We start from the raw sequence: 12,157 nt of genomic DNA, 5'->3' as shown, positions 1-12,157 counted from the left end.
GTAAGCGCGATGCCACGGGTGGCGCGGTTGGCTACGCGCACGCCGATGCGGTCCTCGATGCGTTGCAGTCGCACCGTCACCGCCGGCGGCGTCAGGTCCAGCAGACGGGCCGCTGCGGCCAGCGAAGAAGCCGAGCCCAGCGCGCGCAGCAATTGCATGTCGTCGAGTTGCAGCATTAAAAACCTCTTAATGGTGGATTGAACGAATATTAAACATGGATGATGGTGCTTTGGCTACAGTCCATCTCAGGAAAGTGATGGCCTCCTGGGCCATCAGACCGATCCGACCGATCAGACAGCCAGTCCCTTGACCCGTACACTTCATGAACCACTACGCCCACCCTTCGCCCTATCCCGTGACCATCAACCCGGTCGGCCTGGCCACGCCAGGCGGCCACTACAGCCACGTGGCCAGCGGCAATGGCATGGTCTTCATCTCCGGCCAACTGCCCATTGATGCCAGCGGCCGCAAGCTCACCGAGGCCTCCTTCGAGGCCCAGGCGCTACAGGTGCTGGCCAATGTCGAGGCCGCCCTGGTGGGGGCCGGTAGCGAGATCGGCAAGCTCTTGCAGGTGCGTATCTATATCACCGACGTCGCGCACTGGCCGCTGTTCAACGAACTCTATGCACGCTGGGCGGGTGCCGCCAAGCCGGCGCGCGCGGTGGTGCCGGTGCCGGCACTGCACTTCGGCCTGCAGATCGAGGTGGAAGCCACCGCCCTGCTTTGAACAGGGCTGGCACGCAGCACCCTCGGCCCACTGCCCACCCCATCACGGACAACGACTCAAGGATCTTGTGACATGACGACTTCTCTTTCTCCCCTGGCCCACCTGACCGCGACCGGTCGCCTGGACCATTTCTACATCAACGGTCAATGGGTGCCGCCGCAGGGCAACGAGCGCGCCGCCGTGATCTCCCCGGCGACCGAAGCTGCGGTCTGCGAGATCGCCTTGGGCAATGCGGCCGATGTGGATCGTGCCGTGCAGGCGGCACGTCGGGCGCTGCCCGACTGGGCCGCGACGTCGCCGTGGACGCGTGCCGCCTTCCTGGGCCGGGTTCATGCGCTGCTGCTGGAACGCAGCGAGCTGTTCGCCCAGGCCCTGACTCTGGAGATGGGCGCGCCCATCAGCTACGCCCGGACTGCGCACGTGCCGCTGGCGGCCGAACACCTGCGCGTGGCGCGCGACAACCTGGCCGACTACCCCTTCATCCGCCCGCGCGGCACCACTGCCATCGTGCGCGAGCCCATCGGCGTATGTGCCTTGATCACGCCCTGGAACTGGCCGATCTACCAGATCACCGCCAAGGTCGGCCCGGCCCTGGCCGCTGGCTGCACGGTGCTCTTGAAGCCCAGCGAACTCTCGCCGCTGTCGGCGCTGCTGTTTGCCGAGATCGTGCATGACGCCGGCATCCCGGCGGGCGTGTTCAACCTGGTCAATGGCAATGGCGCCGAAGTCGGTGCAGCCATGTCCTCGCATCCCGAGGTGGATATGGTCTCCATCACCGGCTCCACCCGCGCCGGCGTGCTGGTGGCGCAGGCGGCGGCCACCACCGTCAAGCGCGTGGCCCAGGAGCTGGGTGGCAAGTCGCCCAACCTGGTGTTGCCCGATGCGGATCTGGCGCGTGCCATTCCTCCCGGTGTGGCGGCGGCCTTCCGCAACATGGGCCAGTCCTGCAGCGCGCCCACCCGCTTGATCGTGCCGCGTGCGCTGCTGCCGCAGGTGCATGAACTGGCGCTGGAGGCGCTGGCGCAGATGAAGGTCGGCGATCCGCGCGATGCAGCCACCACCCATGGCCCGCTGGCCAACCGCGCGCAATTCCTGCGGGTGCAGCAGATGATCGAGGCCGGTATGAAGGATGGCGCGCGGCTGCTGGCCGGTGGCCCCGGACGACCGCAAGGGTTGGAACAAGGTTACTATGCGCGCCCCACGATTTTCTCGGACGTACACACCGACATGGTGATCGCCCAGGAAGAAATCTTCGGTCCGGTGCTGGCCATCCTGCCCTATGACAGCGTGGAAGAAGCCATCGCCATCGCCAACGACACCGTCTATGGCCTGGGTGCGCACGTACAAGGTACGGACAAGGACCAGGTACGCGCCGTGGCGGCCCGCATCCAATCCGGCCAGGTTCACCTGAACTATCCGGCCTGGGATCCGCAGGCTCCCTTCGGCGGCTACAAGCAGTCCGGCAACGGCCGCGAGTATGGCGTGGAGGGCATGGAAGAATACATGGAAGTCAAATCGATACTGGGCTATTACGCCTGAACCGCCCGAGGGCCAGCACATGACACCAGAACAGATGGAGATTCAACACGACGCGGCTAGCGTGGGTAGCCACCGCGCCCACTGGGCCAGCTTGCGCCGCGACCTTCATGCGCATCCCGAACTGCGCTTCGAGGAACACCGCACCGCCGAGGTAGTGGTCAAGGAATTGCAGGCGCTGGGCTATGCGATCACGCGCGGCCTGGGCGGCACTGGGGTGGTGGCCAGCCTGCCGGGCGCCGATCCGCAGCGCGGCATCGTATTGCGGGCCGACCTGGATGCCTTGCCCATCCATGAAGCCAATGAGTTCGCTCATGCTTCCTGTAGCCACGGCATCATGCACGCCTGCGGCCATGACGGTCATACCGTCATGCTGCTGGGCGCGGCGCGGGTGTTGAAGCAGATGCCGCAACTGCCGGGCAGCGTGCACTTCGTGTTCCAGCCGGGGGAAGAGGGTGGGGCCGGGGCGCGCAAGATGATCGACGATGGCCTCTTCACGCAATTCCCCACCGAGGCCGTCTTCGGGATGCACAACTGGCCGGGCCTGCCGGCCGGGCAGTTCGGCTTGCGCACCGGCCCCATCATGGCGGCCGGTTCGCGCCTGAAGATCACCATCACCGGCAAGGGCGCCCACGCGGCCCAGCCGCACCTGGGACTGGACCCAATCCCGCTGGCTTGCTCCATGGTCTTGCAGTGCCAGACCATCGCCGCGCGCCACAAGGATCCGGTCGATCCGGCGGTGATTTCGGTGTGCATGTTCCATGCCGGCGATACCGACAACGTCATTCCCGACCGGGCCGAGTTGCGCGGCACCATCCGCACGCTCTCCTCCACGCTGCAACAGAAGCTGCAGGAAGATATCCGCCGCATGTGCCAGGCACTGGCCGAGGCCTATGGCGCCCAGGTCGAGGTGGAGTTCTTCCAGTACTACCCGGCCACCATCAATACCCCTGCCGAGACCGACTTCTGCGAGCGTGTCATCCGCCGGACCTTTGGCGATGCGCGCATTCGTACCGGTATCCCGGCCAACATGACTTCGGAAGATTTCGGCTTCATGCTGGAGGAGCGGCCCGGCACCTATGTCTTGATCGGCAATGCCCCAGCCGATCGCCCCTCGCACTCGCTGCACCACCCGCACTACGACTTCAACGATGACATCATCGAAGAAGGCGTGCGTTACTGGGTGGCGCTGGCGCAGTCGTATTTCAGCAGCGATCTCACCAGCCGTTGAAGCGCGGCCAGATGGCGATGCTGCCATCGCCGGCGATGGCGTGATATTCCGGGTACTGCGCCCCGGTGGCGCAGGCGTGGTTGGGCAGGATGCGCAGGCGGGTGCCGATGGGCAGGCGCGCCGCGATGTCGCGGTCGGCCTCACCTTGGCGTGACAGGATGCCGTGTTCCTGGTTGGCGCCGCTCATCAGATAGCCTTCCAGCACCCGGCCATCCTCGGTGCAGACCTGACCGTAACCGAAGTCATGCTTGCGGCCCTGGGTGCCGCGGTCGCGGCTCATGGCCATCCATCCGGCATCGACAATGGCCCAGCCTTTTTCCTGTTGATGGCCGATCACCGTGGTCAGCACGCTCAGGGCGATGTCGTCCAGGGTGTTCACCCCCACGTTGTGCATCACCAGATCGAACATGGCATAGACCCCGGCGCGCACTTCGGTGATGCCCTGCAACTGTTGGGCGCGCAGCGCGGTGGGCGTGGAGCCGATGCTGACCACCTCGCAGGGCAGACCGGCGGCCCGCAACTGCTCGGCTGCGTGGACGCAGCCGGCGCGTTCCTGTTCGGCCACGCGCACCAGGTCGGCATCGTTGTCATAGTCATAGCTGGAGCCGGCATGGGCGATCACGCCGCCCAACTTCATGCCGCCTTCGTGCAGGATGCTGCCCACGGAAAGCAGGGTGGCGTCCTCGGGGGCGATGCCGGAGCGGTGGCCATCGACATCGATCTCGATCCAGACTTCGAAGCATGCATCGTGCTCCTGCCCGAAGCGCACGATGGCCTCGGCGCAGGCCACGCTATCGGCCACGATCTTCAGCGCGCAACCCTGGCGGCGCAGGGCCAACGCCTGACCCAGCTTGGTGGGCGCCATGCCCACTGCATAGACGATATCGGTGATGCCTTCGGCGAAGAACTGTTGGGCCTCCTTCAAGGTGGAGACGGTGATGCCGCGCGCACCGGCCTGCAATTGAGCCTGCACCACTTCACGACACTTGGTGGTCTTGACGTGCGGACGGAAGCGCACGCCCAGCGCATCCATGCGCTGCTGCATACGGGCGATGTTGTGCTCCATGCGGGGGATGTCGATCAAGGCGGCGGGGGTGGGCAGGGATGCCAGATTCATGCTGAACTCCTGAAGATTGCGCTGTACGGAGCCCTGACTATAGGAGATTGGCATCAAGCTGTGCTTAATGCCGGATAAATCCAGCATTAAGCGTGGTTTAAGGTGTCGCTGTCGCCTGCACAGGTTCAGGTTTGATCAAACTGCCGAATCGTCTCTAAAACGTTGGCCGTGGCCTGATCCAAGGTGGCCAGCGCACGATGAGCGACGCCTACGTGGCGCCGCAGGACGGGGGAGAGCGGCACGATCCTGATGTCCTTGTGCCGGCCCAGCTCGGCCGCCAAAGCTTGTTCCAGCGGCAGTACGGCTGCCCCATAGCCGGCCGATACCAGGCTTTTCATGGCTTCCGTGTAGTTCAATTCGATCCGGGCGCGGGGGTTTTCTCCGGCGGCGGCAAACCATTCCATCGTGAGGCGGTACATCTGGGTGGTCGCATCGTTGAAGATCATCGGCTTGTCCGCCAGCCAAGCCGGTCTTATCGTGGCGGGGCAATCCCAGGAGGCCGGCAGATAAGCCATCATCTTGTCGCTACGCCAGTGGGTAATCCGTATTTCCTTGGTCTTCTGGATGGGGGTGGAGACCAGGCCGATGTCGAGCGTGCCTTGTTGCAGCCGGTCCATGGTTTCTACCGAGCCCAGGATGTTGACTTCGACGTCGATTCCCGGAAACGCGCTCTCCAGCTTCTTCAACACGCGGGGCAGCAGGTGCACCACCACGCCGGTGGAGGTGCCCAGGCGCACGCGGCCGACCTTGCCCTCCACATGTTTCTGGGCGACATCGAGCATGTCGTCGACATCGCGCAACAGGCGTCTGGCGCGTTCTATCAGTATCGTTCCGAGCGCCGTCGGCTGGGCCCGGCGACTGCCACGCATGAGCAAGGGCGCGCCGATGCGTGCTTCCAGCTCGCTCACATGCAGGCTAATCGTAGGCTGCGCCAGGTGCAGCGCGTTGGCTGCGGCAGAAAATGTCCCCAGGTCGACGATGCTCACCAGTGTGCGCAACTGGTCCAGGCTCAGTTCTCTCATCAGATTTCCTGATAGTTGGGTTCATGAAACTCAATTTTACCAATAAGCAGGAATGCCCGATGATGGCTCCCATTCGAGTGGAGCCAGGGAGAACATCATGTGGGACAGGTTCAGGCATATCCTCGCGCGCGTGACCGGGGATCATGGAAGTTCAGCGCGAGGCGCAGCGGGGGAAATGCATGGCATGGGGCCACGCGAGTTGAATGACCTTGGGATCGGCGCGAGTGAAATCCCTTTTGTCCTCAACGTTGGCAATCAAGATAAAGGAGTTCAGCCATGCAGCATCTTCCCGCATTGATTGGCATTGCAACCGCACTTGCAGCAGGCGCCGCAAGCCCTGGTCCCAGCTTCGTGATGGTGGCCCGTACCTCGGCCAGCATGGGGCGATTCAACGGCTTGCTGGCAGCCTTGGGGATGGGCTTGGGCGGCCTGATTTTTGCCACGGCGTCCTTGCTGGGGCTGCATGGGCTCCTGCTGGCCGTGCCGTCGCTATATCTGCTGTTGAAAGTGGGCGGCGGTCTCTATCTGGCTTACCTGGGCTGGCGCATCTGGCGCGGTGCGCGCACCCCTCTTGTGGCGGAGATGGATCTGCCTGGGGCTTCAGCGACGATCTCTGCAAGGTTTCTGTTCCTGGGCCTGGCCACGCAACTCAGCAATCCAAAGACAGCGATTGTCTATGCCAGTGTCTTTGCAGCATTTCTTCCATCGGATAGCAGCGTGGGCTTGAAAGTCATCATCGCATTGCTGGTTTTCCTGATCGAAGCGAGCTGGTATGCACTTGTCGCACTGGTTCTTTCGTCACCCAAGGCGAGCAATGTCTATCTGCGCGGAAAAGCATGGTTTGATCGGGTCGCAGGAGGCGTGATGATCGCCCTGGGGATCAAGCTGCTGACTTCATATGAAGGGCGATAAAGCAACTTGAGATGCAGCAGGTGAGACTTTGCGTCATCTCCTGCTGCCGTGGAGCTCGCCTTACTCCAGCTTGAACTTGCCCACCACCGCCGCCAGGTTGCCCGCCTGTCCCTTGAGCGAATCGGCTGCGGCAGCGGCTTGTTCCACCAGTGCCGCATTCTGCTGCGTGGTTTCATCCATCTGGGTGATGGCCAGGTTGACTTCGTGGATGCCGCCACTCTGTTCCTGGGTGGCGGCGCTGATCTCGGCCACCACGTCGGTCACGCGGCGCACGCTGGCCACGACGTCGGTCATGGTGCTGCCGGCCCGTTCCACCAGTTCGCTGCCGGCGCTGACCTTCTGTACCGAATCATCGATCAATTCCTTGATCTCCTTGGCCGCACCCGCCGAGCGCTGCGCCAGCGAGCGCACTTCGGAGGCCACCACGGCAAAGCCGCGTCCCTGTTCGCCGGCGCGGGCCGCTTCCACTGCGGCGTTCAGGGCCAGGATATTGGTCTGGAAGGCGATGCCGTCGATCACGCTGATGATGTCGGCAATGCGGCGCGAACTTTCGGTGATGCCTTCCATGGTCTGTACCACCTGGCCCACCACGTCACCTCCTTGGCTGGCGATGTCCGAGGCGGTGGCCGCCAGTTGGTTGGCCTGGCGCGCGTTGTCGGCGTTCTGGGTGACGGTGGAGGTCAACTGTTCCATGGCCGAGGCGGTTTCTTCCAGCGAGCCGGCTTGCTGTTCGGTGCGGTTGGACAGGTCCAGGTTGCCGCGGGCGATTTCGTTGGAGGCGGTGGCGATGGTGTCGGTACCCTGGCGTACTTCGCTGACGATGTCGCGCAGGCTGTCGTTCATGGCGCGCAGGGCTTCCATCAAGCGTCCGGTTTCGTCACGGCCGGCCGGGCGGATGCGCAGGGTGAGGTCGCCCCGGGCCACGCGCTGGGCGATCTCTACCGCCTCCTTGAGTGGGCGCGAGACATTGGCTGCCACCATGAAGGCCAGCAGCGAACCGATGGCGACCGTGGCCGCCAGCAGGCCGACGATCCAGCGCTGCGCACCGCGGAACACGCCCGAGGCTTCTGCATCGGCCTGGGCACTGCCGCTGGTGTTGATCTTTACGATGGCGTTCAGATTGGCCACCATGGCGGCATAGAGCTTGGCCGACTCACCCTTGAAGAGCGCGCGCGTCTCATCGTATTGCTGGTTGGCCGCCATTTCGGCCAGTTGCTCATCGACCTTGATGTAGGCCGCCAGGTTCTTGCCGAACTGGGCGTATTGCTCTTTTTCTTCCGGTTCCGACATGCGCTGCTCGAACACGGCACGCTGTTTGGCCAGCGCATCGAGCCTGGCCTTGATGGCCTGGTTGGCGGCGCTGCGCTCCTGGGGCGTGACGGCGGTGACCAGTTCCAGTTCATTCAAGCGCAGCGGCGGCAGCGAGCCCTGCAGTTCGCGCGCGGCATCCATGGTGGGCATCCACTTGCTGACGATTTCGCCGGACGCCTTGTTGACCTGCTTGAGTTCCTTGATGGCGAACAGGCCCTGCAACAGGGTCAGCGCGATCACCACGGCAAAGGACAAGGCCAGTTTCTTGGCGATGTTGAGGTTGTAGAACCAGATCATGTCTTCCTCGCATTCGATTTATATCGTTTTCAGTGTCGGATCCGGTCGATGCGGTCCAAGCGAGGCTGCCCGTTTGGCGTGCGGGCGTCAAGAGCGACCGGCCCGGGGGGACGTGGTCGCGGGAGCAATGAAGTGCTGGTGATGTCATGCTGTCATGCCGTCACGAAGCCTAGGCTTCCTGCCCATCCTGTCTCTCTTGTTGTCAACGGCATCCCTGTGCCGCCGGCGCTTGCTTGTTCGATGGTCGCATGGCTGGATCGGGCTTGATCTTAATGACCGGAAAGATTTTCGGCCAATGAAATTAATCATGCAGGCAATGCGCTAATTGATATCGATCGTGGTCGTGATGTCATACAAGATTATTCACATGGCCACTGTGGAACGGGTCATCGCTGTAATAAGATGTGCATAAAATTCACTTCAGAGCCTTTTTTGCACGATGCGTCGAAAGATTCCCTCTACCCAGGCCATGGCGGTCTTCGAGTCCGCTGCGCGGCACCAGAGCTTTACCAAGGCGGCGCAGGAAATGGCCGTGACGCAGAGTGCGGTGTGCCGCCAGGTGGCAGCGCTGGAAGAATTCCTCGGCCTCAAACTTTTTCGCCGCACCAAGCGCGGCGTGCGCCTGACCGAGGCCGGCGTGAGCTACAGCCATCAGGTCGGGCAGCGTCTCGATGAGATCGAGCGCGATGCGCTGCATTTGATGTCGCGCGATGGCCATGGCGATACCCTGGAGCTGGGCGTGATGCCGACCTTTGCCACCAAGTGGCTGCTGCCGCGCCTGCGTTCGTTCCTGGAGGCGCATCCCGGCGTCACCGTCAACCTGCGCCCGCGCACCCGGCCCTTCCTGTTCGAAGAGACTAATCTCGATGCCACCCTCTACGCCGGCCAAGCCAGCTGGCCTGGTACCGAGGGGGTGTTCCTCATGCGCGAGAGCATGGTAGCCGTGGCCAGCCCTGAGCTCATTGGTCGCCAATGCCGTTTGACGCCCCGCGAGCTGCTGACCTATCCGCTGCTGCAGCAGAGTACCCGGCCCTATGTGTGGCGGCAGTGGTTCGCCTCTTTCGGGATGCAGGTGCAGAACGATCTGGTGGGCACGCAATTGGAACTGTTTTCCATGCTGACCCAGGCCGCCATCGTGGGCATGGGCGTGGCGCTGATCCCGCGCTTCCTGATCGAGGATGAATTGCGGCGCGGCCTGCTGGTGGTGGCCGTCGAGCATGATTACCTGAGTCCATACTCCTACTACCTGATCTATCCCGAGCGCACCTCCGAGCGGCCCTTGCTGCGGCTGTTCCAGGAGTGGCTGGAACAGCAGGCCAAGGCTTACCGGCTGCCCAGCGGCCTGGGCTGAACGAGGCCGTTTCACCTGTCTCGACAAGCGGAACCGGAGTGCGTCAACCGCACATGGTGATGCAAACAATTCGTTTGCGCCAGGGAAGCTCGGAACGTATATTTTTGCCCATCGCCGCTGCAGTCTCGCTGTCCGCAGGACAGGGCTTCTGCCGCGCCCCTTGACCCTAGAAGAGGCCCCCATGAGCGCAACACCGCAACGACATTGCTTCGATTACGCCGATCCCCTGATGCTGGAGCAGCAACTGAGCGACGACGAGCGCCAGGTGCGCGATGCCGCCCAAGCCTATTGCCAGGATCGCCTGGCACCGCGCGTGCTGGAAGCCTTCCGCCACGAGCAGATGGACGTGAGCATCTTCCGCGAGATGGGTGAGCTGGGCCTGTTGGGGGCGACCATCGACGAGCAGTACGGCGGCGCCGGCTTGAACTATGTCTGCTATGGACTGATCGCCCGCGAAGTGGAGCGTGTCGATTCCGGCTATCGCTCCATGATGAGCGTGCAATCCTCGCTGGTGATGACGCCCATCAACGTCTTCGGCAGCCAAGCGCAAAAGCAGAAATACTTGCCCAAGCTGGCCAGTGGCGAATGGATAGGCTGCTTTGGCCTGACCGAACCCAACCATGGTTCCGACCCCGGCAGCATGATCACGCGCGCGCGCAAGGTGGCCGGCGGCTACAGTCTCACCGGCAGCAAGATGTGGATCACCAACAGCCCGGTGGCGGATGTCTTCGTGGTGTGGGCCAAGGATGAGGCGGGCGACATCCGCGGCTTCATCCTCGACAAGGGCGCCAAGGGTCTGTCGGCACCGGCCATTCATGGCAAGGTCGGCTTGCGTTCCTCCATCACGGGTGAAATCGTGATGGACAACGTCTTCTGTCCAGAAGAGAACGCCTTCCCCGACGTGCGCGGATTGAAAGGCCCCTTCACCTGCCTCAACAGCGCCCGCTTTGGTATCGCCTGGGGCGCGCTGGGCGCGGCCGAGGACTGCTACCAGCGCGCCCGTCGCTACACCATGGAGCGCCAGCAGTTCGGCCGTCCGCTGGCGGCCAACCAGCTGGTGCAGAAAAAGCTGGCCGACATGCTTACCGAGATCTCGCTGGGCCTGCAAGGTTGTCTGCGTCTGGGCCGTTTGAAGGACGAGGGTTATGCCGCCATCGAGCAGACCTCGATCATGAAGCGCAACAGCTGCGGCAAGGCATTGGACATCGCCCGCATGGCGCGCGACATGATGGGCGGCAACGGCATCTCCGACGAGTTCGGCGTGGCGCGCCATCTGGTGAACCTGGAAGTGGTCAACACCTACGAGGGCACGCACGATGTGCACGCGCTCATCCTCGGCCGCGCCATCACCGGGCTGGCGGCTTTTTCCAACTGAAGTGATTCGGCCCGCAAGCCGCCGGCACAGCGGCTTGCGGGTGATGACATTGCGCTGTCTACAGCACGCCGCGCTGGCGTAGCGCGGCAATCTGCGCGTCTTCCATTCCCAGCAAGGACTGCAGTACTTCCCCCGTCCCTTCACCCAGCGCAGGCGGCGCCTTGCGCACGGGCAAGCGTTGGCCGTCGAAGCGATAGGGCGTCGCCAGCACTTGCACGCTGCCCGCTTCCGGGTGCGGATGGGTACTGACCAGGCCGGCGGCGGTGGCGCGCGGGCTGGTCAGCGCTTCATGCAGGCCCAGCACTTCGCCGCAGGGAATGCCAGCCTGGTGCAGCTTGGCCAGCAGGTCGGCGCGCTTGCGGGCCTTGAGTTCGCGCTTGATTTCCGGGACCAGCACGTCACGATGCTGGCCACGACTGACATTGGTCTTGAAGCGCGCATCCTCGGCCAGGTCGGGGCGTTCGATCACGCTGTGGCAGAAGCGCTGGTACTGGCTGTTGGTGCCCACGGTGATGACCAGCCGGCCATCAGCCGCATCGAACACGCCATAGGGGATGATGGACGGATGGGCATTGCCATAGCGCGGCGGATCATCGCCCAGGATCAGTGCTTCCAGGCCGTAATAGGAAGTGAGCATGACGCCGCAATCGAACAGGGCCATCTCCACGTGGCGGCCCTGGCCGGCCTGCTGGCGCTGGTACAGCGCGGCCAGCACGGCCTGGGCGCAATACATGCCGGTGAACAGGTCCACTGCCGCTACCCCCAGCTTCAGCGGCGGCTGGCTGGCCTCGCCGTTGAGCGACATCAGGCCGGACTCGCCCTGGATCACCAAGTCATAGCCGGGCCGCGCGGCTTCCGGGCCGCTGCTGTCGTAACCGGTGATGGAGCAATACACCAGGCCGGGATTGTCGCGGCGCAGGCTCTCGTAATCCAGACCGAACTTGTGCATCCCGCCAAACTTGAAATTCTGGATCACCACGTCGCTCTTGCGGGCCAGCTGGCGCACGATGTCCTGGCCTTCTGCGGTCTGCAGGTCCACGCCGATGGAGCGCTTGTTGCGGTTCACGCTGTTGAAATACGCGGTCTCGGTAGAACCGATGCGGGTACCCCAGTCGCGCGTATCGTCGCCGCGTTCGGGATGCTCGATCTTGATCACTTCGGCACCCAGGTCGCCCAGGACCATGGCGCACCAGGGGCCGGCCAACACGCGCGAGAGGTCAAGTACGCGCACCCCGGACAAGGGCAGGGCAACAGTCTGTTCAGTCATGAAGTCTCCTC

General features: G+C 63.5%; 11 protein-coding genes. 6 read left to right on the top strand and 5 right to left on the bottom strand.

The genetic code is table 11. The annotated features are described in order from the left end of the window. The coding region (locus I5W_RS25110) for a helix-turn-helix domain-containing protein (protein ID WP_044531299.1) at positions 1 to 176 on the bottom strand (176 nt) is incomplete at its 3' end. A gap of 146 nt (positions 177 to 322) precedes the next feature. On the opposite strand from I5W_RS25110, the gene I5W_RS25105 reads away from it, so the two are divergent. From I5W_RS25105 to I5W_RS25095, 3 genes are all read left to right on the top strand, one after another. Beyond that, complete coding sequence (locus I5W_RS25105) at positions 323 to 727, top strand: RidA family protein (RefSeq protein ID WP_017453856.1); 405 nt, start codon at positions 323 to 325, stop codon at positions 725 to 727. Between the two features lie 72 nt (positions 728 to 799). After that, positions 800 to 2,266, top strand: coding sequence for an aldehyde dehydrogenase family protein (locus I5W_RS25100; RefSeq protein ID WP_017453857.1), 1,467 nt, complete (start codon positions 800 to 802; stop codon positions 2,264 to 2,266). Between the two features lie 34 nt (positions 2,267 to 2,300). Next, a complete protein-coding gene (locus tag I5W_RS25095) occupies positions 2,301 to 3,494 on the top strand; it encodes a M20 aminoacylase family protein (RefSeq protein ID WP_017453858.1) in 1,194 nt (397 codons plus the stop codon). Here the strand turns inward: I5W_RS25095 and I5W_RS25090 are convergent. Together I5W_RS25090 and I5W_RS25085 are read right to left on the bottom strand one after the other, a co-directional pair. Beyond that, the gene (locus I5W_RS25090; protein ID WP_044531298.1) at positions 3,481 to 4,611 is read right to left on the bottom strand and encodes a DSD1 family PLP-dependent enzyme; all 1,131 of its coding nucleotides are present in this window, start codon (positions 4,609 to 4,611) and stop codon (positions 3,481 to 3,483) included. The two genes, I5W_RS25095 and I5W_RS25090, sit on opposite strands and share 14 nt — an antisense overlap. A 125-nt stretch (positions 4,612 to 4,736) precedes the next feature. Continuing rightward, on the bottom strand, positions 4,737 to 5,633 hold the full coding sequence (locus tag I5W_RS25085) for a LysR family transcriptional regulator (RefSeq protein ID WP_044531297.1): 897 nt from the start codon (positions 5,631 to 5,633) through the stop codon (positions 4,737 to 4,739). Positions 5,634 to 5,909: 276 nt separating this feature from the next. Here I5W_RS25085 and I5W_RS25075 point away from each other — a divergent pair, with 276 nt between their 5' ends. After that, on the top strand, positions 5,910 to 6,545 hold the full coding sequence (locus I5W_RS25075) for a LysE family translocator (protein ID WP_044531295.1): 636 nt from the start codon (positions 5,910 to 5,912) through the stop codon (positions 6,543 to 6,545). Between the two features lie 60 nt (positions 6,546 to 6,605). On the opposite strand, the gene I5W_RS25070 is transcribed toward I5W_RS25075, so the two are convergent. Further along, a complete protein-coding gene (locus tag I5W_RS25070; protein WP_044531294.1) occupies positions 6,606 to 8,153 on the bottom strand; it encodes a methyl-accepting chemotaxis protein in 1,548 nt (515 codons plus the stop codon). Between the two features lie 439 nt (positions 8,154 to 8,592). Here I5W_RS25070 and I5W_RS25065 point away from each other — a divergent pair, with 439 nt between their 5' ends. Next, a complete protein-coding gene (locus I5W_RS25065) occupies positions 8,593 to 9,504 on the top strand; it encodes a LysR family transcriptional regulator (protein ID WP_044531293.1) in 912 nt (303 codons plus the stop codon). A 181-nt stretch (positions 9,505 to 9,685) separates the two neighbouring features. Then, positions 9,686 to 10,879: an acyl-CoA dehydrogenase gene (locus I5W_RS25060; protein ID WP_017453866.1), complete on the top strand. Its 1,194-nt coding sequence runs from the start codon at positions 9,686 to 9,688 to the stop codon at positions 10,877 to 10,879. A 58-nt stretch (positions 10,880 to 10,937) separates the two neighbouring features. On the opposite strand, the gene I5W_RS25055 is transcribed toward I5W_RS25060, so the two are convergent. After that, positions 10,938 to 12,146 carry a CaiB/BaiF CoA transferase family protein gene (locus I5W_RS25055; protein WP_044531292.1) on the bottom strand — a complete coding sequence of 403 codons (1,209 nt, stop codon included), beginning with the start codon at positions 12,144 to 12,146 and terminating at the stop codon, positions 10,938 to 10,940. Between the last annotated feature and the right edge of the window lie 11 nt (positions 12,147 to 12,157).

Source organism: Herbaspirillum sp. B65 (assembly GCF_000333555.1).
Taxonomy (GTDB): Bacteria; Pseudomonadota; Gammaproteobacteria; order Burkholderiales; family Burkholderiaceae_D; genus Herbaspirillum; species Herbaspirillum rubrisubalbicans.
The sequence above is the reverse complement of the archived record's forward strand: the minus strand, read 5'-3'. Positions and strand labels throughout refer to the sequence as shown.